Origin of the sequence: Vibrio eleionomae (assembly GCF_009874545.1) — a bacterium.
Taxonomy (GTDB): domain Bacteria; phylum Pseudomonadota; class Gammaproteobacteria; order Enterobacterales; family Vibrionaceae; genus Vibrio; species Vibrio nitrifigilis.
The window spans coordinates 1-23,514 of the sequence record NZ_WEKT01000059.1; the positions used below are offsets into that span (position 1 = coordinate 1).

The 23,514-nt window shown below is 41.9% G+C and carries 18 protein-coding genes; 6 read left to right on the top strand and 12 right to left on the bottom strand.

Going from position 1 to position 23,514, the window contains the following annotated elements:
* Positions 1-146 precede the first annotated feature (146 nt).
* Positions 147-407: a 2OG-Fe dioxygenase family protein gene (locus F9817_RS20265; RefSeq protein ID WP_161158001.1), complete on the bottom strand. Its 261-nt coding sequence runs from the start codon at positions 405-407 to the stop codon at positions 147-149.
* Positions 408-941: 534 nt separating this feature from the next.
* On the opposite strand from F9817_RS20265, the gene F9817_RS20270 reads away from it, so the two are divergent.
* Positions 942-1,973: a CobW family GTP-binding protein gene (locus F9817_RS20270; RefSeq protein ID WP_202436532.1), complete on the top strand. Its 1,032-nt coding sequence runs from the start codon at positions 942-944 to the stop codon at positions 1,971-1,973.
* A gap of 127 nt (positions 1,974-2,100) precedes the next feature.
* Here the strand turns inward: F9817_RS20270 and F9817_RS20275 are convergent, their stop codons facing one another.
* Complete coding sequence (locus tag F9817_RS20275; protein WP_161158002.1) at positions 2,101-3,252, bottom strand: NAD(P)-dependent alcohol dehydrogenase; 1,152 nt, start codon at positions 3,250-3,252, stop codon at positions 2,101-2,103.
* Between the two features lie 180 nt (positions 3,253-3,432).
* Positions 3,433-4,659 (bottom strand): DEAD/DEAH box helicase, encoded by a 1,227-nt coding sequence (locus F9817_RS20280; RefSeq protein WP_161158004.1) that lies wholly within the window; start codon positions 4,657-4,659, stop codon positions 3,433-3,435.
* 385 nt (positions 4,660-5,044) lie between these two features.
* On the opposite strand from F9817_RS20280, the gene aroQ reads away from it, so the two are divergent.
* Together aroQ and F9817_RS20290 are read left to right on the top strand one after the other, a co-directional pair.
* Positions 5,045-5,596, top strand: a complete 552-nt coding sequence (aroQ, locus tag F9817_RS20285) for a gamma subclass chorismate mutase AroQ (RefSeq protein ID WP_202436533.1) — start codon at positions 5,045-5,047, stop codon at positions 5,594-5,596.
* Positions 5,597-5,721: 125 nt separating this feature from the next.
* Positions 5,722-5,973, top strand: coding sequence for a hypothetical protein (locus F9817_RS20290; protein WP_161158005.1), 252 nt, complete (start codon positions 5,722-5,724; stop codon positions 5,971-5,973).
* A gap of 44 nt (positions 5,974-6,017) precedes the next feature.
* Here F9817_RS20290 and F9817_RS20295 read toward each other — a convergent pair whose 3' ends face one another.
* Positions 6,018-6,911: a GntR family transcriptional regulator gene (locus F9817_RS20295; protein WP_161158007.1), complete on the bottom strand. Its 894-nt coding sequence runs from the start codon at positions 6,909-6,911 to the stop codon at positions 6,018-6,020.
* 319 nt (positions 6,912-7,230) lie between these two features.
* Between F9817_RS20295 and F9817_RS24610 the strand changes: the two genes are divergently transcribed.
* Positions 7,231-8,544 carry a methyl-accepting chemotaxis protein gene (locus F9817_RS24610; protein WP_237476302.1) on the top strand — a complete coding sequence of 438 codons (1,314 nt, stop codon included), beginning with the start codon at positions 7,231-7,233 and terminating at the stop codon, positions 8,542-8,544.
* A 95-nt stretch (positions 8,545-8,639) separates the two neighbouring features.
* On the opposite strand, the gene F9817_RS20305 is transcribed toward F9817_RS24610, so the two are convergent.
* The 5 genes from F9817_RS20305 to F9817_RS20325 all read right to left on the bottom strand — a co-directional run bounded on the left by F9817_RS20305 (position 8,640) and on the right by F9817_RS20325 (position 16,246).
* The gene (locus tag F9817_RS20305; protein WP_161158009.1) at positions 8,640-8,882 is read right to left on the bottom strand and encodes a hypothetical protein; all 243 of its coding nucleotides are present in this window, start codon (positions 8,880-8,882) and stop codon (positions 8,640-8,642) included.
* Between the two features lie 151 nt (positions 8,883-9,033).
* Positions 9,034-11,349 carry a sensor domain-containing diguanylate cyclase gene (locus F9817_RS20310; protein WP_161158010.1) on the bottom strand — a complete coding sequence of 772 codons (2,316 nt, stop codon included), beginning with the start codon at positions 11,347-11,349 and terminating at the stop codon, positions 9,034-9,036.
* A 251-nt stretch (positions 11,350-11,600) separates the two neighbouring features.
* The gene (locus F9817_RS20315) at positions 11,601-13,034 is read right to left on the bottom strand and encodes an aminobutyraldehyde dehydrogenase (RefSeq protein ID WP_161158012.1); all 1,434 of its coding nucleotides are present in this window, start codon (positions 13,032-13,034) and stop codon (positions 11,601-11,603) included.
* A 107-nt stretch (positions 13,035-13,141) separates the two neighbouring features.
* Positions 13,142-14,686: a Na+/H+ antiporter NhaC family protein gene (locus F9817_RS20320; RefSeq protein WP_202436534.1), complete on the bottom strand. Its 1,545-nt coding sequence runs from the start codon at positions 14,684-14,686 to the stop codon at positions 13,142-13,144.
* Positions 14,687-14,890: 204 nt separating this feature from the next.
* Entirely contained in the window at positions 14,891-16,246 is a 1,356-nt protein-coding gene (locus F9817_RS20325; protein WP_161158014.1) for a putrescine aminotransferase, read from the bottom strand.
* Positions 16,247-16,375: 129 nt separating this feature from the next.
* On the opposite strand from F9817_RS20325, the gene F9817_RS20330 reads away from it, so the two are divergent.
* Together F9817_RS20330 and F9817_RS20335 are read left to right on the top strand one after the other, a co-directional pair.
* Complete coding sequence (locus F9817_RS20330) at positions 16,376-17,266, top strand: LysR family transcriptional regulator (protein ID WP_161158016.1); 891 nt, start codon at positions 16,376-16,378, stop codon at positions 17,264-17,266.
* A gap of 192 nt (positions 17,267-17,458) precedes the next feature.
* Complete coding sequence (locus F9817_RS20335) at positions 17,459-18,934, top strand: polysaccharide lyase domain-containing protein (protein ID WP_161158018.1); 1,476 nt, start codon at positions 17,459-17,461, stop codon at positions 18,932-18,934.
* A 94-nt stretch (positions 18,935-19,028) separates the two neighbouring features.
* Here the strand turns inward: F9817_RS20335 and F9817_RS20340 are convergent, their stop codons facing one another.
* From F9817_RS20340 to F9817_RS20350, 3 genes are all read right to left on the bottom strand, one after another.
* The gene (locus F9817_RS20340; protein WP_161158030.1) at positions 19,029-20,177 is read right to left on the bottom strand and encodes a hypothetical protein; all 1,149 of its coding nucleotides are present in this window, start codon (positions 20,175-20,177) and stop codon (positions 19,029-19,031) included.
* A gap of 68 nt (positions 20,178-20,245) precedes the next feature.
* On the bottom strand, positions 20,246-21,073 hold the full coding sequence (locus F9817_RS20345; protein WP_161158020.1) for an outer membrane lipoprotein-sorting protein: 828 nt from the start codon (positions 21,071-21,073) through the stop codon (positions 20,246-20,248).
* Positions 21,074-21,118: 45 nt separating this feature from the next.
* Positions 21,119-23,482: an efflux RND transporter permease subunit gene (locus F9817_RS20350; RefSeq protein WP_237476303.1), complete on the bottom strand. Its 2,364-nt coding sequence runs from the start codon at positions 23,480-23,482 to the stop codon at positions 21,119-21,121.
* Between the last annotated feature and the right edge of the window lie 32 nt (positions 23,483-23,514).

The following is a 23,514-nucleotide window of genomic DNA, read 5'->3' on the forward strand; positions in this document are numbered from 1 at the left end:
CGCAGCTACTCCCACTCTCTCTGCTAGTTTTAGGGCTTCTGCTTTAAATTCAGGGGAATGTTTAATTCTAGTTTTCTTAGTTGTCATTGTTCACCTCGTTAGTGATTGTACTCACTTAACTCAGTGTCCAAAACAGCTGGAGCGGATCAAAATGGTTGAAACTCTGTTCTATAACAACATTCATTTTCCAAGTCATAACAAAATCTTCCGTTTCTTGAGCGTCTAAATGATAATGTTGGATCATTAAATAGTTGTTCACTAATATCTTTCATTTCATTTATGTCTGCTGGATTTGCCCCAAACTCAACTAAAATGTTTAATAGTTGAGCTCCTGGAACAAATGCACTCCGATGGTTGATATAGTTTTCTTTTATCTTCCGTATCGTTTCGATAGCTGATTCTTTCATTTTTGTCTTAACGTCTTATTAATTTTAAATTTATTAACCAAAGCTCATAAATATCACTTATAAAAATAATGTAGAGCAAATAACGGCAACAATATAAACAATCTATGAGTTAATTTTTTTACTTAAAGGACGGTAAAATTTTTAGGAAAGACGGAAATGATAACGAGATATTGTTATTCTAAATAATAAGGACGTATATGATGGAGACTGTCCTGAATTTTGTGTAACCCTTTCACCTCAGTTTTTTGATTTTACTCTTAAGTTGTCTCCCGATTTCTTTCGTATCTATCGACAAATTGTCATGCTTGATAACGCGTATATTGTCGGAGGTGACCTTTGACGGCAACTATACTCATTCCCACTGAGGCAAAACAAAGGAGAGGTAGCCATAAAAAATGTAGGGGATTGACCCACTCTTTATATTCGCGAAATCAAGCGAAAACTTGTAAACGAAAGTTTGTTTGTGTTATTAAAACATTACATTAGTCATTAGCACCGTTTCGTGTGCAACCCCAATGGAATCAATAAATCATCATGATGAATACCCTTAAACGCGCCATTCCTACGAATATTATTACCGGTTTTCTCGGTGTTGGTAAAACCACTACGATTAATGCTTTATTGGCACAAAAGCCAGCAGGAGAATCGTGGGCTGTTTTAGTGAATGAATTCGGGCAGGTAGGGATTGATCAAGAGATGATGCCCAACGAGGCGGGGTTACATATTAAAGAACTTGCTGGTGGTTGTATCTGCTGTTCATTAGGTGCTTCACTAGGTAAAACACTGCACTCATTGATTGAACATGCTAAGCCGGATCGTTTAATTATCGAACCTACGGGAATTGGTCATCCTGAAGGCATCATTGATACCTTAATGGGGCCGGCTTTTAAGGATGACCTCGATTTACGTGCGACCGTTTGTTTACTTGATCCACGTTCGCTTGAACAGGAAGGAGTGATCCACAACGAGATTTTTCATGACCAGTTAAATCTGGCTGATGTTGTGTTGATTAACAAATGCGATGTGGCGACCGAATCACAAGTTGAACTGGCAGAAACCAGCCTTGGTAATATGTTTCCACCAAAACAATATATTGGGCGTACGACTCGTGGCCAATTTGATATTGAATTACTGGATGTTGTGCGTAATGGCCAACTAAAAGCACAGTTTCCAGAAGCTCATCATCACCATCATACTCATCATGACCATGACCATGACCATGACCATGACCATGACCACGAGCATCATCATGAAGAGGCTCAACCAGGTAAACCGGCTCGTAAAGAGGGACACGGTAGCGGCTTATTCAGTTGTGGTTGGTTGTTCCATCGAGATGACCTGTTTGATTATTGGGCGTTGGAGAGCGTTTTGACAGCCATTGAGGACGTACAACGCATTAAAGGTGTGATTCGTATTGATGGAGCATGGGTGTTCTTTAATCGAGTAGGTAATGAACACGATTTCGATAAAGTGGCGTATCGTCGTGACAGTCGAATTGAAATCATTAGCAATAAAGAGCTTGATTGGAATGATATTGAACAATCTATGCTGGCGTGTCAGCTATAACATGATGCATTAGTTAATATGGTGAAAGTTTCGTTGATATTAGAATGTGAACGAGAGAAGGCTCGAGTAAACGAGCCTTCAGAGCGCTTTAGTATAAGCGGTAATAGAATTTAGCTAACGAAATCACTTAGAAAGTACTTGCATCAATGACATAACGATAACGCGCTTTTTTATCAACTACATTTTCCCATGCTTGGTTGATTTGATCGGCTTGGATCATCTCAATTTGAGGAAGCACTTTGTTGTCGGCACAGTAGTTAACTACTTCTTGTGTCTCTTTCATTCCACCAATCAGAGAGGCATTAAAGTTAACACGAGAAAACGCAAGATATAGAGCATTCATTGTAACTTCAGAACGAATAGGCATACCAACTTGAGTGAATGTACCGTAAGGTTTCACTGTCGCCGCATAAGCCGCCACGTTAAAATCATAAGGAATTGTTGAGATAACGTAATCCATTTGACCTGAGTATTCTTGAAGTTTAGACAGGTCATTCACGACAACAGCAGTTGCACCAAATGATTCGATGTCTTTTACTTTCGATGGGCTGGTCGTAAACGCGTATACATCACAGCCTTTAGATACAGCAATTTTTACCGCAAGATGACCTAAACCACCAATACCAGCAACGCCGACCTTCATGCCTTTTTTGATGTCGGCACGCATCAATGGCGAGTATGTGGTGATACCAGCACAAAGAAGTGGCACAGCTTCTTGGAAGCTTACATTTTCAGGAATATGAACCGCGAAGTTTTCTTCAACAACGATGTTATTAGAATAGCCACCTTGAGTAATACCGGATGGTGATCGTGTATCAGGGTAGCCGTAAGTAAACAAAGTATCTGGACTGTATTGTTCTTCGTAAGTGTCATGTTTATGATAATGGTTACCACACATACATCCGACACCAGCTCGGTCTCCTACTTTGAATTTGGTAACGTTTTTACCTACGGCTGCAACCATACCGACAATCTCATGGCCGGGGACTTGAGGATATTGTTGTTTACCCCAGTGTCCTTTTTCTTGGTGAATATCTGAGTGGCAAATACTTGCGAATTTGGTTTCGATTAAGATATCGTGGTCCCCAACAGGGCGACGCTCAAAAGTCCAAGGTTTTAAAATCCCCGATTCATCAAATGCAGCATAACCTTGTGACGGAATACGGCGATTAGGTTCAGTTGCAAATACATGGAAAGGGCTGGTAATCATCGCCGCAGCACTAATTGCCCCAGTCACTTTTAAAACTTTTCTTCTTTGCTCGTTAATATCGTCACTCATGAGAATCTCTCCGTACTCAATTGAACATCTGGATGATTAGTTGCTACGCGGTGAATGCATTTAGATAACTGCAGCAGCAGGATCATTTAATGATGGATTTGTATTATAAGTACTGCGAGATATTATCGATTGTGCAAAATTGTTTAATTATTGCCTAATATTCCCTAGTTAAAATATGGGTTAACGTTTGGCCTTGCCTTGAAATTGTTTGATGCTCTTCTTCTGATTAGTTCGACGGTTTGCTTTTTTATCCCTCGGTGCACGTTTACTTTCCCCGGTCGACGGTTTATCGGTAACCGGGAATCCGTCGAGTTCATTTAGTGGCAGTGCACGTTGGGTGGCTTTTCTAATTGCTTCTAGGTACTCAGTCTCACCATGGCACACAAGAGACATCGCAATTCCTGATTTGCCAGCTCTTGCAGTGCGTCCGATTCGATGAACATAAACTTCAGCGCTTGATGGAAGGTCAATGTTGATCACGACTGGTAAATTTTCTACATCAATGCCGCGGGCGAGTAGGTCAGTGGCGATCAGAACATTCACTTCGTGCTCTTTAAATTGTTTTAGAGTCGCTTCTCTTTCTGCCTGATTTTTATTGCCATGTAACGCTGCGACACAAAGCCCAGCTTTGTTCAGCTTTTTACATAGTGCATCAGCGTTGTCTTTACTGCTGATAAACACCAATACCTGTTGCCAATTATATTTCTTAATTTGGTCAATCAGAGCTTTGGTTTTGCTACCTTTATTAACTAAATACAGCTTTTCTGTGATTGCATTGACTTGAATGTCAGTGTTTTGCACCTGAATAAACTCAGGAGAATCGAGTAACGCTTTGGCTTTATTAGCCAGAACGTCAGGAAAGGTCGCTGAAAACATCAGAGTCTGACGTTGTATTGGCAGCATTTCAATAATACGTTGAACGTCGTTCCAAAACCCCATATCTAACATTCTGTCAGCTTCATCGAGAACTAAGGTACTGATATTACTCGCGTCAAAGGTATTTTCACTCAGTAGGTCGAGAAGTCGACCGGGAGTGGCAACCAGTATTTGCGGCCCTGTTGCTAACACGGCTTTCTGCTGCTCTTTATCTACGCCACCACAAAGACAAACCGATGTTACATGGAGGTTGTTCGCGATCAAACCCAACGATTCGTCCACCTGCATCGCTAGCTCACGGGTTGGTACGAGGACCAATGCGCTGATGGGAGAGGGCTTCTCTACGGCTTGCTGCAGTAGGGGCAGCCCGTAAGCCAAGGTTTTGCCGCTTCCCGTTTGTGCGATGGCAAGTACATCCCGTTGATTGATGATCGCAGGAATCGCAAGTGTCTGTATTTCAGTGGGATTGCTAAACGTGGTAGGTAGAGCCGTGACTAATTGTGGGCTTAGAGGTAGCGTCGTAAACAGCATGATATGTCTTCGTCTCTTGGCGTGTTTCTTTAAAAGGCAGATGCGGCGACTTCTGGGTAATGAGTCCAAATCGTACTTAAGTAATAAAAGGAACGGTATAACCAGACGCCGGATTGTTTAGTTAATGGTGCGCACTTTACCACAGCGATAAGAAAAAGCGTGAATCTTCTCATTGTAGTAAATGAAATGTCGCAGGCGGGCTTGGTAAATTTTACAAACTGAAGTGATGACTTGTTCATGAATGAGATTTGCCAAACTTTGTTCGTAATTCTCACAATAGTTGTGCTAAAAGTAATGATTTTCTATTCAGTAAATGATACATAACATATTGCTTTTAAAACGAATATTAGAAAATTCTACAGTTAGTCAAAAGGTTGATGAATCAATGAAAATGAAAACGTTATTTTTATCTCTATTAGTGGTGTTGCCTATGTCAGTATTGGCAGCGCCTTCGGAAACTACTGTATTCAAGTTAATTAATGAGCGTATGGGATACATGCAAGATGTTGCGCGGTATAAAGCAAAACACCACCTTGCGATCGAAGATCTCAAACGAGAAGCAGTGGTATTAGAAAAATCGAAAGCGGGCAGCGCGAAGTATGCATTGAATAGTGACAGTACCGAAGCGTTTACTGTTTCTTTGATGTCTGCTGCTAAAGCGATTCAATATCGCTATCGCGCGGATATGTTGTCTGACCTTTCGATAGCTAGCAACACACCAAGAGATTTAAAAAAAGTAGTGCGTCCAGCATTAATTAAACTTGGCGGCGAGTTAAATGCCTCTATCGCTTCTTATTTAAAATCCGGACAAACCTTCAATACCCAGCAATTTGCTGAATTCCAGACGTTAATTACGGCCAAATATCTCCATAATAGCGATAAGAAAGAGATCTTTAACGCTCTGCAAAAGATTAAACTCACGTCGGTTACTCAATAGTTTCTTTTTTGCTATCCCAAAGCCAGATCTGGTTAGTGAGTAGTAAACGTGGTCTGGCTCTGAGGACTATACAAATATGGGGAGGATGAATACCATAACGGTAAATCCTCTTTTAAATTCACTTTATGGCTAAACCGAACAAGAAAGGCCCAACGCGCACAGTTGATATCTTTTGCGCTAAATGTCGCTCGCCTTTATACAAATATCGTAAAGGGGGTAAGGGCGCATTAGTGAAATGTTTTATTGAACGGATTGTTGAAGATTACACTCTGTCGGTGGGGCAATGCCCACAATGTGGGCAAATATTTGCGCGAGAAACCATGATACGTGGTGCACCTGCTTATAAAATGGTTGGTGGAAAAGTACGAATGAAATAGAGTGGATCTATGCCGAATGATTGTCATTTGGCATAGCTCGGTATTTACTTAAGTAACTGATTGATTTTTTCGATGTTGCTGATGGTTGAGGCGAGGTGCTGCCTTAGCTGTTCAGATGCTTCTGCGTTACGTTTTTGTTCAAGTAAATCCAAAATCGCTAAATGTTGTTGTGCGTGCTCTAAGTAGCGCGTTCTGTCTTGCATAGAACGGTATGACAGTAGGCGTCTTACTTTATTGATTCTTGCCAAGGTATCGATAAAAAATGGGTTACCAGAGGCTTCGATAATCGCTTGGTGGAAGTTAACACCACGCTGATGAAGCTGTTCCGTGCTACTTGACGAGGTACCTTTCGCTATTAACTTCAGTTCTACTTGGCGACATTCCTCAATGACTTCCGGCGCAATAGAGTATTCTGGTTCAAGCAGCGCTGCTGGTTCTAACGCTAACCTTACGCGGTAAGTTTGCATCAAACTTTCTGGGGTCGTGAGCATCGGAGAAAACTCCCAGCCATAGCCAGGCTTTTTGTTGATCCAACCTTCTTCAGCTATTTTATTGATCACACTTTGTAACTGAGTCATCGTGAGATCGTAACGCTTCTTGATTTGTTTCTCGGAAAACACATCACCTAATTCTCCTCTTAGGCGATCTTCCGCAATTTTAAAGTAAACGGATTCCACAACATCTTTTTCAACTAAGCCCATTTCCACAACCGCTTCGTCGAACGAATCTTCAATGACTTTTGTTACAAAGTAACCGCGCATTGGCTGTTTAACCAAGATACCTCTTTCTGCTAACGTAGCAAACGCACGATTAATTGGACTACGAGACAGAGATAATTTATCTGCGAAATATTGTGCTGATAAGTGGGCTCCGACAGCAAAATTTTCTTGCTTCAATATTTTAAGTACACTGGCTGCGGTAGTCTGTTTTATTGTCATATCAAACGGCTGTTAGGTGATGTTGAATTCAGTTGGACGTTACAATATAGCCATCTGGAAGTAGAATTCAACAACACACTGATTTACTCACCATTTAAGAAAGATTCGATTCTGCAGAGTTATTGAACTTTTGTAGAGCAATATTACCCTTATGCTACTAATTGACCAACATTGTCAGTGGCTTATCTTCAGGCGTTACGCTTTGTTATTAGCGGTATATCATTAAGTTGCGTTACTACATCTTGCTGCTATTCTGATTAATTAGTGACATATTTAACACGATTTTTTCTAGTACCGTCGAATATATTGAAGAGGCGATATGTTTTTTAAAAAACGGAAAAGTAGTGCTGAAGAAGGTTTAGAAGAAGAACTCTATGCTTTAAAGCAAGTACACGACAGCTTATGCGAAGATATGCTGAGTTTGACCTTGGAGCCGAATGGCGTCATCTCATCCATCAATGCCAATTTTGAAGAGCAGCTTGGAGTCAGTAAAAGCGTTTTAGTCGGCAAGCCTTTGACGTCTATAGTGCCAAAAGAGGCACAAAATACCCAGCATTTCTCAAGAATGAAAACGGCAATAGAATCAGCAAAACATTGGCATGGCGCGATTGAAACAACGAATGGTCAAGGTGAAGATGTCTGGCTAAGGGCAATTATTCAACCAGTGAAATCACGGGATAAAAAGTTGCTGCGCTTTAGTGTCTTTGCCAATGAGTTAACCAACACCATTCAAACGTCACGTGAGAAGCAGGATTTAATCAACGGGCTGAACCGTTCAACCGCAGTGATTGAATTTTCGCTAGATGGCACAATATTGACTGCCAATGATAATTTCCTGAATGGTGTTAGCTACAAGCTCAGTGATATTAAGGGAAAACACCACCGTATCTTTTGTACGTCAGAAGAAGCGAATTCAAATGAATACGCCAAGTTTTGGGAGAAGCTTGGCCGAGGCGAGTATGTTTCCGGCCGTTTTAAGCGTGTTGACCGTAATGGTAATATCGTTTGGTTAGAAGCATCGTATAACCCTATTCATGATGAACATGGGCGGCTATATAAGGTCGTGAAATACGCCACCGTGATTACTGATGAAATCAATAAAGAACAAGCGGTGAATGAAGCTGCGCAATTGGCTAGTGAAGTGTCCAGTGAAACCCGTGCCCAAACGGCTACTGGGAGAAAAGTGATTGAGTCGACTATCTCTAATATGAATGATTTGTCCGCTAAAATGGATAAGGCAAGTCATGACATTAATGCTCTCAATGAACATTCTCAAAAAATTAATGAGTTAGTTAACAGCATCCGCGGTATTGCGGATCAAACCAATTTGCTAGCGTTAAACGCTGCCATTGAAGCCGCGCGCGCGGGTGAGCAGGGGAGAGGGTTTGCCGTCGTGGCTGATGAAGTAAGACAATTAGCTGCGCGGACGAATGCCACAACTGTTGATATCGTGGCAATGGTATCGGAAAACTTATCGCAAATTAAAGATACCGTGGGCCTGATTGAAGATTGCCAAACTCAAACTAAGGAATCGTTGACATCAGCCATTAACGCTGGTGATGTGATTCAAGATATTGAAGCAGGCGCTAATAAAATTGATCAAGCAATTAGTCAGCTAAATAGTGGCCATTAAGAGAACATAGCGACTGTCCCTGTATTTTTATCTTAAGGATATGGGGGCAGGGCTTAATTGAGTGAGTAAATCTAGCAAGTTGAGCAGGCTCAATATCAGCGCCAGACTTGCAACCCGTAGTAACCGAGTAGTTCAGTATAGCGTTTGAGCTTTTCAACGTCATTTTCCATCAGTGATTGGTATAAGCACTGATTGATTTGCGCGATGATAGCCACTTCATTTTCTGGACGACCAAAGTCTAGCGAGTCATACTGCTTTTCGTTAAATTCTATTATGTGTCGATAATCGACATCGCTGCTCGTGATGTTAAATGTCGTTCGACGATCCTTATCTACCATAAGTTTTGCTCCATGCCGATGTTGTACCAAATTCTCGTGTTTCATGTCCTTTAAATCTAGCACTAAATGGTTAGATGTGTATTAAATTTTCATGGCATTTAGGATTGGCTTTATGAATGAGTAACATAGAAAAAGAAATAATTGTTAGCAGTTATTTCAGCTTCGTCATCGGAGGATCGTTGGCCCAAATCACACGGTTACGACCTTGCTGCTTCGCTGAGTAGAGTGCATGATCTGCCGCATCAATGTGTTGCTCCATGGTTAGGTTTTGGGCAGGAGTAATAAAATGGGCACCCATACTCATCGTAATATGGATGCTGTGTTGACCATAGTTGATAACCTTATCCGCAATCGTCAACCGTATGTGATTGAGTAATTCTGTGACAACAGCTTGATCATCATTTTTAATCAAGAATGCAAATTCTTCTCCACCGAGGCGAGCAATAATGTCATCGGTACGTAACTCATTTGAGAGTTGGTAGGCAATACTTTTTAATACTTCATCACCCGCGATATGACCATATTGATCATTGACTTGCTTGAAGTGGTCTATGTCTAAAATAACGATGACATAAACCTCTCCGGTCGACGTTAATTTGTCAAAATAATCGCGAAACGCTCGGCGATTTGAGAGTCCGGTTAGTGGGTCGGTCATTGCCATGTTTTTTAATTGCTGTTCCGCTTTAAAGCGAGCGTCTTCAAGATCTACCGAGTAGTAAAGCGCGGCGAGCGCGTCAGTAAGAGGTTGAAGTAATTGTGAATCCTTAGTGGTGTAGTCATCAATTTTATTAGCTAAACCTATCATGCCAACCACTTGCGAACCGAGTTTAATAGGGAGCCCCATAAATCGAAAAATTTTAGGATGACCTTTGGGTGTCCCTTTTGATGATGGGTGTGTTGAGGGTTGGTTACTGATGACCATCCTTTCTTTCGTAATCACACTGCCAAAGAGATTATCAAAACTGGTAAAATAAAGCGCTCTATTGTGATACATATCCACCAAGGTTCTCGTCGCTTCATTCCATGAGAGCTCAGTAATTGCGTGAATATAAAGAGCATCTCGGTTGTCTTTTTTCTTCATTTGCGCAATGAAAGCAAATTTACTGTCTGCAATTTCTGTCAGCTCAGGCAGTACTTGCCTGCATGCTTCTGACAAATCATTGTGCTGTAGATAGATACTCATTGCCTTATTAATGAAACTAAGTAATTGCCGTTGTTTATCCTGCAATAGCTCGGTCTCTTTTTTTTCTGTGATGTCGCGATGGATTCCTGCCACCCTTAATACGTGACCTTCTTCATCACGCTCAATGGTTTTTCCGTAGGTTTCAAACCATATCCAATGGCCATCACTGTGTTTGACACGGTAGATGATCATTAGGCTCTCGGAATCACCTTCGAGATGTTGGGTGTAGGCTGATTCTACTGCACTACGATCGGCGGGATGAATTAGGCCGCGCCAGTAGTGCCTGCTACTATCAAACAGTTCCATATCTACGCCAATCATACGGCAGCTATATTGGTTGACTTTGTTAATATCATGCACAACATCATAATCCCATGTACCTAAGTCTGAGGCTTCAAGCAGAATGCGCATTTGTTGATTCGTCTGTTTGAGTTTTTGTTCGACAGACCGATTCATTGTGTTATCAATAAGTAGCGCGTGTACTGAGTCGAGTTCTCCTGTTTGATCAAAGAAGGCTTGGGAAATCATCTTGATCCAAAATCGTTCGCCGTGTCGATTTTTTATTTGAAATTGAGCATCGGCATTTTGCACACCAGCGCGGTGATTGCTCATCAAAAATGTAAATTCATTCAGGCTATTGGGATCGATATAATCTTCAAAAATTTCTTGTCTCTGGACTAAAGGTTCGAGGGATAGACCAAATAATTGCGTGAGGTTAGTAGAAGCAAATGTGAGGTTTAATCCTTCGAAATTCTTCCACGTCATAAGGACGGCTGGAGATTGCTCAATAAGTTGGTGCTCATGGGCCGATTGGGTTTGTTGACGAACGAGATCAAGGTAGGTTGAAATATGAGAGCTGAGCTTAGTCAGAGATTGAATCTGCTCAGAACTTAAGGTTCTTGGTTTGGTATCAACCACGCAGACTGCGCCGATGGTGACGTTTTGTAGCCTCAAGGGAATGCCAGCATAAAACCGGATAAAGGGGGATCCTATGACCATAGGATTGCTAGAAAACAGTCGATCTTTTTCAGCATTTTCGACTAACACAATATCGTCGTTTTCGACCACTTGATTGCAAAATGCTTCTACTCTGTCGGTACTCTCGAAATGGATGCCATAGCGCGCTTTAAAAACTTGAGTGTATTCTCCAATGATGGATACGTAAGCAATTGGCATGTCAAGGAAATGGGCAGTAGATTCGATGAGATTGTTCATGCTTGGATCATCGCCACTACTCTGTAAACTGTAATCGTTAATGATGGTTAGACGTTGTGTTTCATCCATAGTGCTCCCTTCCTTCGCCATCGTTAGCGAATGTTAGAATCTCATTGTTGTTATTATTCCAGTTGATAATTCAATGAGGTGGTATCAATCAGCAATCTATAGAGTATAGTCAACGGGATGTTATTCAGGTTGTTTCAAAAAGAAGGATGAGGAAAATAGTTATTTTATACGGAAGGCTGGTACTGGTGGGATTGACTATCATAAAGCACTGCCGTAACAGTGCATTAAGATGACAGAATGGGGGAGTAAATTTATAGAGCAATCATCACATGTTTGGTGACTAGGTAGTCATCAATGGCTTCTGCAGAAAGATCTTTACCAAACCCTGATTGCTTAAATCCACCATGGGGGGTTTCCGAAGAAAGGGGTAAATGGTCGTTAACCCATACGGTACCAAAGACTAAGTCACGCGAAAAACGCATCGCACGTTGAATATCTTTCGTAAATACAGAAGAGGCTAACCCATATTTAACGTCATTGGCCATCGTTAAGGCTTCGTCGTCCGTTTTGAAGCTTTGAATCGTCATCACTGGGCCAAAAATCTCTTCTTGAACGACTTCTGAATCTTGTTTGACGTTGTCTAATAAAGTCGGTGCATAGTAATAGCCACTGCGTTCAGGAATATATCCACCAATAAGTACGTTGGCACCAGCTTGTTGTGCACGTTCGACAAAGCCTGACACTGCTTGTTGTTGTGGTTGAGAAATCATCGAACCAATCATGGTATCGGTATCAAAAGGATTGCCAATGGTAAAATCTTTGGTCGCTTGAATGAGCGCATCAACGGTTTGATCGTAAATCGACTCATGGACCAATATTCGTGTTGCGGCGGTACAGTCTTGCCCGGAATTAAGAAATCCACCAATGGCTGCTTTTTCTGCGGCTTGTTTAATATCAGCATCATCGAAAATAATCAGTGGTGCTTTCCCGCCGAGTTCTAAATGGACGCGTTTCAATGTATCGGCAGCGGATTTCATAATTGCTTTGCCTGTGCGACTTGAGCCAGTTAGGCTCACCATCTGTACATCGGGGTGAGATGTCAGTGTAGCACCGGTATCATTATCACCGCTTAGAATGTTCAGCACGCCATCAGGCAGTCCGGCTTCTTTCGCGATAGCACCTAACAGTAACGACGTACGTGGTGTGGTTGGTGCGGGTTTCAAAATCGAGCTGCATCCAGCCGCCAGTGCTGGGCCAATTTTCCAAATTGCCATTAAGAAAGGGTAGTTCCATGGTGCGATGCCCACTGCAACACCACATGGTTCCTTGCGCAGAATCGAACTATAACCAGGGGTATAATCAGCGCTGCCTGACCCTTTGACATTGCGAGCCGCAGAAGCAAAAAATCGCAGGTTATCGATTGCAAATGGAATATCGCTGCCCAGCGAAACCAGGTCATAGGGCTTACCAGTATCTTCTGATTCAATCCGGGCAAACTCTTCACAGCGGGCTTCTATTAAATCCGCCATTTTGGCTAAAACAGCGGCACGTTCTGCAGGTGTTTTTTTCGACCAACGTCCATCCTCAAATGCCGCTTTTGCAGTAGATACCGCCATATTCACTTCATCGTTTCCAGCATTGGGTACGGTATCAATGATTTCTCCTGTTGCTGGGTTTTCAACGTTAAGTACGGCACCGTTACGCGCATCACACGCTTCACCGTTAATCCATAGTTGGTATTTCATGTTCCATTCCTTGCATCAGGTGCAGAGCATCGACGCTCTGCTTATAAATTGTAGGTAAGCTGTCGATAATGGATGCCCCTCAAACCAAGCGTTGAGAGGCAAATAAGTTAAGCGTAGGCATAGCCCAACATTAAAAAGGCGATAATTGCGCAGATAGCACCTATCAACGCATACGGGAATTGAGAAAAAGCGTGTGACATAGGTGAACAGCCAGAGCCTTGTGCGGCCAAAATGGATGAGTCGCTAAAGAAACAGGCGTGGCTACCGAAAGAGGATGCCGACAAAATAGCGCCTACGACCAATGGCATGTGTACGTCTAGGTGCTGAGCGACTGGAATCACGATAGGAATCGCGATAACAAATACGCCCCAGCTCGATGCAGTGCCAAACACAATTAATGCTAATACGACGAATACAATGGCTGGATAAGTCGCTTGGCTTAGGTAAGGTGTTACCGAATCAATGATGTATTGGGTCATACCCAAGGAATCGTTGATATCTTTTAAGATAAATCCACCAATAACGGTTGATAGGGGATACAGCATGCTGTGAAAGCCCTCAAATAGTGCATCTATTTGTTCGTTGATGGAGAGTAGGCCTTGAAAATAGAAGAGCAATGTAGTGACAGTAAAGGTAATAATAACGCCTTTTAACAGGTCGATATCATAATAAACGGTCGACAGGATTAACAATGCAACTGGGAAAAAGAAATTGAACAACTGAGCTTTCATGCTGAGTTGTCTTTTGGCTTTGGATTTGTTGATTAACTCTTCCCCTTCATAATCAGGAGGAACTGGGCGGCCACTCTTGGCACGTAATTCCGCTTTTTTCATAGGGCCAACATCACCGATAATGCCGGCAGCAACAAGAAACGCAATCAGCAATGCAATCCACGCATACATCATGAAGGGAATGGAAGAAACATACAGGTTCATGCCTTGGCTTTTGCCCGCTACGCCATTATTTTCTAATAGACCAGAGAAGAAGACTGCCCAAGTTGAAATTGGAACAATGACACACATTGGTGCCGCTGCTGAGTCGATAAGATAAGCAATTTTTTCACGCGATACTTGGTAGTAATCCGTTAGTTTTTTCACGGAAGAAGACACCGCGAGGCAGCTTAAGTAGTCGTCAATAAAAACGATGGCGCCTAGGATGACCGTCGCCATGGTGGATTGTCGACGTGATTTTATTTTAGTTTTCAACCATTCAGTAAATCCATCAAGGCAACTGCTGATTTCTAAAATACGGATGAAACCGCCCATCAAACCACACACCAATACCACCCAAACGATGGTTTCATCACCAACGACCTTGGAAATGGTATCGGTAAATGGGGTGATAAAGTTATTTGGGCTCATCATGATTAAACCCGCAGCAGACCCTGCCATCATCGACTCAAAAGGTCGGCGTGTCACAATCGCCATAACGAGTACAGCAAGGGTGGGGAGAATGGATTTCCATCCCCAAGCTTCGTCACCTGTGTGTGTCATCGAAAGTAAAAAGAAGGCGGCAAATATCGCTATTGTGACGATAATGCTGGTAATTTTCTTATTGTTCCAAAGCTTGGCTGTTTGGGTTGTCTGAATAGATAAGTCTTCGATGGTCTTATCTATATAGACTGGTTTCATTGAACTGTTGATTTCTGACATAAATAAATTTCCTTATAAATTTAAATAAATCCTTATATTTAAAAATCTTATGCGGCTCATACTGTCAACAAGCATTAGGTATGAGATAAATACAGCGATGGCATGTCCTTTTGGTTCAGGTAATACTCAAGTAAGCGTTGGTGCTGTACTTGAGTATCACACTAATCATTGGATAGTATCGGTGTACTATCCGATGGTTATTTCTCAAATGTTTTTAATCACGTCTTTCAATTCGACTAAGAATTTGTCGATTAATTCATAGGGGATATTCAGCGCAGGCTCAATTCGTACTACACGAGAGTTGTTTAAGGTTCCAGAAATTAAGATGCCGCGTTTAAACAAGCCTGATACGACTTCAAATCCGGTTTCATCATCGGTAAATACCATTCCAAGCAATAACCCTTTGCCAGTAACATCGGAGAGCACATCAGGGTATTGTTTTTGAATCTCGGCCAATTTACTTTGGATGTAAGCGCCTTTTTCTTTAGCTTGACCAGCTAAGTCTTCTTCTAAAAGAACCGATATTTGAGCAAGCGCTGCAGCGCAAGCAATTGGGTTACCGCCTGTAGTGGTGGTATGCATAAATGGGTTAAGTTCTAACACTTTCCAAATTTTAGCGCTGGCAAAGAACCCCGACATCGCGATAACACCACCGCCTAATGCTTTACCAAAACACATGATGTCAGGTGCGACATTCCAATGATCAACCCCAAAGAGAGTACCAGTGCGGCCAAAGCCAGTTTGCACTTCATCAGCGATCAGAAGTACACCGTATTTGTCACAGATTTTGCGTAGTTTTGGCCAGTAGTCGTCTGGTGGAACAATTGCACCCGCTTCACCTTGAATGGGTTCGGCAATCACTGCTGCAATACCGTCGCCGACTTCAATGGCTGATTTAATTTGTTCTTCAACTGCATCTGCATCACCAAAAGGGACATGGCGTACACCATCCAGCAAACGTCCTACGGGTTCGCGATACACGGCTTTCCCCATGAGTGATAATGCACCGAGTGATTTGCCGTGAAACGCACGAATAGTGGAAATAAAACCATTTTTTCCCGTGTACATTTTGGCCAACTTCATCGCGCCATCTACGGCTTCGGTGCCGGAGTTGGCAAAAAATCCGTATTGAATGTCGCCAGGGGTTAATTTGGCAATCACTTTTGCTAAGTGAGCGCGTAGTGGATCGAGCATTTCTTGGCTGTATTGAGGGCTGCGTTCAAGTTGTGCTTGTGCTGCGGCAACAATTTTAGGATGGCGAATACCAGGAGAATACAACCCAAAGCCACCGAGCATATCGATAAATTCTCGACCTAATACATCTTTTAGAATAGAACCTTGTCCAGACCAGTCGGTCAGTGCAATGCCTTCTGTTTCAGTCACTGACTTGCGGTATTCGAGAAATCCCTTGTTAATGTGATTTTTAAAGTTGTCGTAAGTACTTTGTGCAATCCAAGTCCGTTCTTCTTGATTAATCTCATCGTCACTTTTTGATACGAGATTAACCATTTTGCTCGCTTCAAAAAAAGCATCATCAATGTTACGTGTTGAATAATCCATTTCCTTTCCCTATTTCAATGTACTTCATGAAAGTCGTTGTTTTCTTTACGCTATCCATTTAGAACTATCTTTTGAAATGGGTTATCATCATGATTCTATGCATCATATTCATAATGGTAAGGACACTCATTGAATCTCGATCTCAACCAATTACGTATTCTCATTGCGCTGGATGATGAAAGAAATATCACTCGAGCCGCTGAGAGGCTGTACGTTAGCCAATCTGCCGCGAGTCATAATTTGGCCAAACTTAGAGAGCGTTTTAACGATCCTTTATTCGTTAGAACGAGCCGCGGTATGGAGCCAACTCCGTTCACAAAATCGATGCTGCCAGTATTGAGAGATGGAATGAACAATATTATTCGCGCGTCAGATATGCAGTCGTCATTTAATCCCCAGACAGATGCACATACGTTTTATATCGGCGCGTGTGATTATTTTGAATTCGTTGGCATGCCTTTGCTTGCTGAGGCCTTTGTTGAACGAGCGCCAAATATCCGCTTATCGATAGATATGAGTTCCGATCGCGTCAAGATGAAACGTATCGAAAAAGGGCGATTAGACCTATATGTTGGGATTAACAAGCTTGAAATCGCGTCGAAAAACTTCAATTGCTGGGAATGGTTAAGTGAGCAGTATGTTGCGGTCGTCCCGTTATGGCGAAAGCTCCCAGAGAAATTATCGACCATTGAATTTGCAAAAGAAAACCAAGTACATCTCCCCATTACCGAGAACGCTTCTGATGTGATTGATTCATGGCTGTATGAGCAAAACCTTTACCGAAATATTCAGATGGTAACGCAAAGTTACACCATTGGAGGGATGATCAGCGCTAAAACAGGCTTACTGTTTCCGGTCCCGATTCGTGTCGCTGAATTATTAACTGAGATGATCCCATTGAAAATTGTCGAGCTACCCGATGGAATCCCGCCTGTAACATTGAGTATTATTACGCATAAACTTTATGACCATCAAGAATCGATTCAATGGTTATTATCTGAAATTAATGCTCTTAAATAGCGAACAGTTAACGATATAATATTTATTATTTTATCATTAACAGATTTTATTTTCTTATTTTAGAGAATTGACTCTTATTTAAGACTGATTTATCAAAATAACCAGAAAATAACGGGAATGCTATGTATTATAAATTATTATAGTGGGCAATAATCACTTCTCATCGCTAGGGATGACAATAAGGATAGTTATATGATCTCAAAGATCTTTAAGAGGTATTTAATCTTTTGCGGCATAGTTGTAAATTTGGCGTTCCTGTATTCCGTTTATTCTTTTAGTCACACTCTAATTTCTGGTCAATCAGTCCCTGGTGTCTTTTTCAAAACAGCCAGCAAATTAGCAGGTCATTCATCCACGCGCTCTCTTGCTGATGTTCTGATGAAAGTGGGGAACACTTTAGATACTCCGGTTTATTACTGGAAACCTTTTGATCGCAAGCAGTGGCCCAGTGTGGGGCCTGATTATGACAATACACCTGTCACCGGTACTGAACCGAAGAAGAGAGTTTATGTTGCTGATTCTAAGTCATTACTTAAGGCAATTCGTTATGCAAAACCAGGGACAACTATTGTGGTTGCGGATGGTGAATATGAGATTCAATCTAAGCGATTTCCCACCAGTAATGAAGTGCCTTCTAAATATAATCCCATTGTGTTTAAAGCCGAGCATCCGGGCAAAGTAAAGTTGTTGATGACGTCTCTAGAAGGATTTTATATTAATCGTCCTTATTGGACGATTACAGGCTTTAAGTTTATTGGTCAGTGTAGTAATCAGAATTCTTGTGAACATGCTTTGCACGTGGTGGGTGAGGCGCAACATGTGCAAATTGTTAATAACGAATTTGTCGATTTTAATGCCGCGATTAAGGTGAATAAGAATGTTGGGGTTTATCCAGATGATGGCAAAGTTTTATATAACTACTTCTATTTTACCAAACCAAGAGACACTCGATATTCTGTTACGCCAATAAATATTGACCATGCGAATAATTGGTTAGTTTCTCATAATATTATTCGTAACTTTATCAAAACTGGCGGTAATAAAATTAGTTACGGTGTATTTATGAAAGGTGGGGCGAATAATGGGGTTATTGAAAATAATTTAGTGGTATGTAACTCTACCCAACACCGTTATGCTGGTTCTTCCATTGGTATCTCTGCCGGTGGTGGAGGCATGGAAGATCGTCGTGGTGGTGTTACCTACCAAACTAATCAACTGATTATTCGTAATAATATCGTTTTTCACTGTAGTGATGTAGGTATCTACTTAAATGCAGGTAAAGATACGTTGGTTAACAATAATACGCTCTACAATACGACTGGGATTGATGTCCGTTTCTCTGATAGTAGTGCTATGATATTTAACAATATTTTTAGTGGACATCTCCGTATTCGGGATGATGCGAAGGTGATTGCTAAATCCGGGAATTTAATTTATCCACGCGGATTTTTTACTAATAAAGAGCAATTAAACAGCGTGTTTTTATCGCCTGAAACGGGTAATTTTTCGATTGTTGACGATAAGTTAGATCTAACAAAAAAAGCGTTACCTTATCCAATGAGACCTAATGATAGCGTGGTCGATTTTTGTGGGGATACGGTTCATAGCAAAGAGAAATTCGTTGGTGCATTTCAAAACCGAGCGGGTTGTTTCTACCCATCAAATTAGCTATTTAGAGTCGTTTTAAACCAGAAGAGCCAATCTCTTAGCGAAATTGGCTCTTCTGGTTTAAACGGGCAAATGAACTAACTGGTTATTTGTTCTAGAAATAGTACTCTAGTGTTGCTTTAATAAAATCATCGTAACGAATAGAATAGAGTGAATCGGTTGGAGTATGATTGCTGCTTGCCCAAGCATCGATATTTAAGCTAAGCGAATTACTTAGCCTAGTGGAGGCTTCTAGCTTGTATAAGCGAATATCACTGTTATCGAGATCCTGAGTCATACCGAATAGAATTTGACTGCTGGCTTGGTCGTTAAACGATAGGCGCACCGCAGCAAAGAGATCGTTTTGTCCGATTGCGAGTGAGCTAGGCCCACGTGAATCGTATAGATATTCCGATAAAAGCCCCAAGTCGTAAACGCTATCGCCCACTCCGACGACGGTATATTCAAAGCCACTATCGGTTGAGGTATAGGTTTGATAGCTATCTTTATAACTGGCTTCTAACTTCCATAGCCAACTGCCTTTGGTGCCTTGTAAGCTAAGTCCGACATGTTTCATTTGTGCGTAATATGGAATGATGGTTGAACCGACGGCATTTAAATAGGGTTCTCGATCCGTACCTTGCAGATAACTTAACCCCAAATCCCAGTCACCAAGGGTTTTAGTATAACGGGTGGCGAAATCAATATGATGTTGCTCTGCTGATGATTCGTATTGGGGGTGGTCCGTATCGATAGGGACAATGGTTCTAAGCCGACCATCCTCCCCTGCAAAAGTACGTTCACGAAAATAGGGTAAAAGATAAAATTCCGCGACTCCCCAGTCCTTTATTGCCGTTAACTGGATCATAGGTTGACCCAGTTTATCTTCACCATCAATGGCCTCAACGTAGTCAATTTGGTTAATGACATCCACTAAGTGTTCTGCCTCGGTCACGCCCCAAAACACTTTATTGATACCCGCTCTTAGCTCATAGTCTCCCCAATAGTTAAGATAAAATAATTCACGGATATCGAAATGCGACCGTTCGCTATCCATCTCATCGTAGCGATAAAAAGGGGTAAACGTAATGCTCGAATTCTGATCTTTAAAATCCCAATAGAACTCGGGTTGGAACACGATTGATGGCTGGCCGTTGTCTTGGCCATCTTCTCCAGTTTGAAAAAACTGACGGTACTCGAGATTAACTTGGCCACTGATCTCCGGTTTTAATGCCGAGGCCGCAAACACGCTTGGCGTCACCATCAAGCTGCCAAGTAGCAGATGAAATAGGGAATGTGGTATTGCTTTTTTCAGCGTCTCACTCATCATCACTATCGCATCCGTGTCATAATATTTTTGTTAAAGTCTCGCTCTGAAAGGCCAGTTTTAAAATCGATATTACTGGTTTTTAAGACGGTACTTTTGCCCGTTTGGTGGTTGACCATCTCCAAGGTCAGCGCACGCCAATAATGATTGAGATACTGTTTATAGTCAGTCAGAGTCAGTGTTTTTAGCAGCGCTTTTTTACGATCGTAATATTCCGTTTTAATTGGGCGATATTCTGCTTTGTCTATCCATACGATGATCTTGGTGTAACCGGACATTTTATCAATAGGGACCTGTTCCACGACGAAGCAGGGCTGTCCATCAACCGATTCGTCACGTAGGTATCGAAAATGATATTTCTCTACTTCAAAGGAGCTTAAGTCTTCATAAGAAAACTCACTGCCCATAAATGGGCCCGATTTATTTCTCGAAGAAATACGTTTAACCCGCTTTAAGGCAGGCAAATATAGCCATTGGTCATCGTCACCTTGAATATGTGAGTAAGAAAGAAAGACGGTTCCTTTCACATCAAGAGGTTCATCAAATATGGTTAATCCTTTATCACCATCGTTTGCGACTTCGAGGGTTTTCATCCGCATAACCCGACTACTTTGATCGCCCTGAGCGTTTTTTAGAATCATTTGTACATCTGCGGTGGTGTCTTGCCATCCTTTATCTCGAGCTTTGCGCTCTTTGGCAATCGTGAGCCCCTTATCTTGATCCGCAGCATAAGCAGTACTAAAGCCAAACTGAATGAGTGCGATAGTACAAACTATGGCGGCAACCAGAGATTTTGGTTTTACCCAAATCCCTGAAGAGATAAATTGTTTCATTGCAGACTCCTTAAATGACAGACTCTTTATACAAAAAAGAGGGGCTTATTCTTGCAGTTGATCTTGATTGACCATGGGCTCCGACTGCTCTTTTTTATCAAAGAACATAAGGCAGCTTGGTAAAAAGATGAAATCAATAACTAACGCGATGAAAATAATCATGCTACTGAGTTTGCCCATGTCGGAATTTAGGCGGAATGTCGACAAAGTTAACACGCAGAATCCCGCAATTAAGACCACACTGGTTACCCATAACGCGCGCCCGACATTATGGAAGGAATAACGCACAGCATCTTGTGCAGACATGCCTTGCTTACGAGCAATTTGGTATTTCGTTAAAAAGTGTACACAGTCGTCAACCACAATACCTAGAGTTAGAGATGCCACCACAGAGAGCGCTAGGTTTATTTCTCCGGACAGCAAAGCCCATATACCAAACCCAATCACGGCCGGTGCCATATTGGGAATGATACTGTAAAGACCAAGTTTGAAAGACCGTAACGCCAGCACCAGTAATCCTGAAATCATGATTAGACTGATGGGTAATGATATCAGCATACTACGCATGTTTTTGGATCCGATATGAGCGAACATCAGTGATGGGCTGGACTGAGTAATACTTTTCACTTTTCCGCCAAGGTTATGATCTTCAAACCAATGGTTAATCCGGCTTTCCAGCGCAATAAATTTGTGACTGCCTAAGTTTTCAGTTGTGATCTGAACTTTTAAAGCGGATTTAGCAATATTAATCTGATTATTGAGATCTAACCCATAGGGTAACGACATCTCATACATCAATAAATATTGCGCGGAAAGCTGGCGATTGGTGGGGAGGCGATAATAAGTTTGATTATCCGCATGCATGTTCTGGTTTAACCGTTTGAGAATGTCGGTGAGTGACGCGACATGGTCTACCTCAGGTTGTTCTCGTAACCAATGAGTGAAGTTTTCTACTGTTTTAAGGTATTGAGGATCAACAATGCCTTGGTCTTCTCCTGAGTCGATCACGACACTGATCGTTCCCATCCCGCTAATATGTTCTTGCATGTAATCAGCAACAGTGCGGAAGTCACTGCCTTTATTAAAGTATTTTACCGAATCATCATTAATGGTATTGAGTGGAATTAAGGCCGCACCAGCGATGATGACTAACGTAGAAGAAATCAGTAGAAAGTGACGGTATTTAATGATGGCATCAGCAATTGAATCTATGAAAGCGGTACTTTGCTGGGGCGGTTTCGCTGAAATTTTAATGGGCAGTAATTGCAATAATATAGGCAATAGTACAAGTGACAGTAAGCACGCAATCATGACGCCAATGGCCGCCAAATTACCAAACGTTCTGAGTACTGGTGAATCTGACATATTCATCATGAAGAAGCCGACTGCTGTTGTCACAGAAGTGATGATAACGGGCATAACATCCATTTTTAAACTGTGAATGATGGCCGCGGATTTACTCTCTCCCTGCTGCATTTGGTGGCGCATCGTGGCAATAATATGGACACAATCGGCGACCGCTAAGGTTAGGATCAAGGTAGGTATATTAACGGTAGCAACGTTGATTGAAAGTCCAAGCCAGCCAGAGAGACCGACCGTCGATAGGACAGCGGTAATGATGACAATTAATGTCGCAAACACACTTAGCGTCGAACGCAATAAAATAATCAGCACTGCCAAAATGACCAAAAACATCCCCGGAACTAGGTGCGTAATATCCTGCTGTGCCGATTGCATCAGCGCATAATTCATCGCCACTAATCCGGCTTTATAAAAATGTACATCGGGGTTGTCTTGCTCATATTTGCTGAGCGTGTTCGTTACGTAATCGTATGTTTCTGCAATTTCAGCGGTTTTGTCTTTTTCTGGTAATTGCACCGTGATGTTAACCACAGCTAAGTCCCCTTTCTTAGAGACTATCGCATTGCGTGTTTCTGGGGTGTTAAGGGCCACTTGCCGTATTTTAGTAATGGCTTGGGCGGTTAATACAAGATCGTTGGGCACTAAATCTCGCACCGCTAAATCGTCGCCATCCGCCTCAGTGTGTTGATAATTCGTGATGGAATCAACTCGGCTCGAGTAGGGAGTCTGCCATGCGTCGTCAGTAATATTTTTAATTAAGGTGAGTGTTTCAGGGGTAAACACATCGCCGTTTTTAGGCGCAATAAGAATGGCCAGATTATCAGTTTTTGCAAATTCTGCTTGGATTCGATCAAAGGCTTTTAACTGTGCGTTACCTTTATCGAAAAAGATATTGTAATCCCCTCTAAACTGCAGATCTTTAATGCCAATAGAGGCAATAACGATGAAAACCAAAACGATGCAAAGAGAAGTAATAGGTGCATGCACAATATGGCGTAACCATATATCAGGTTGTGATAACCGGCTTTTCTCATTTTGATTCATCATTAACCTCTAGTAATTCGTCCTCCAGACTCAAT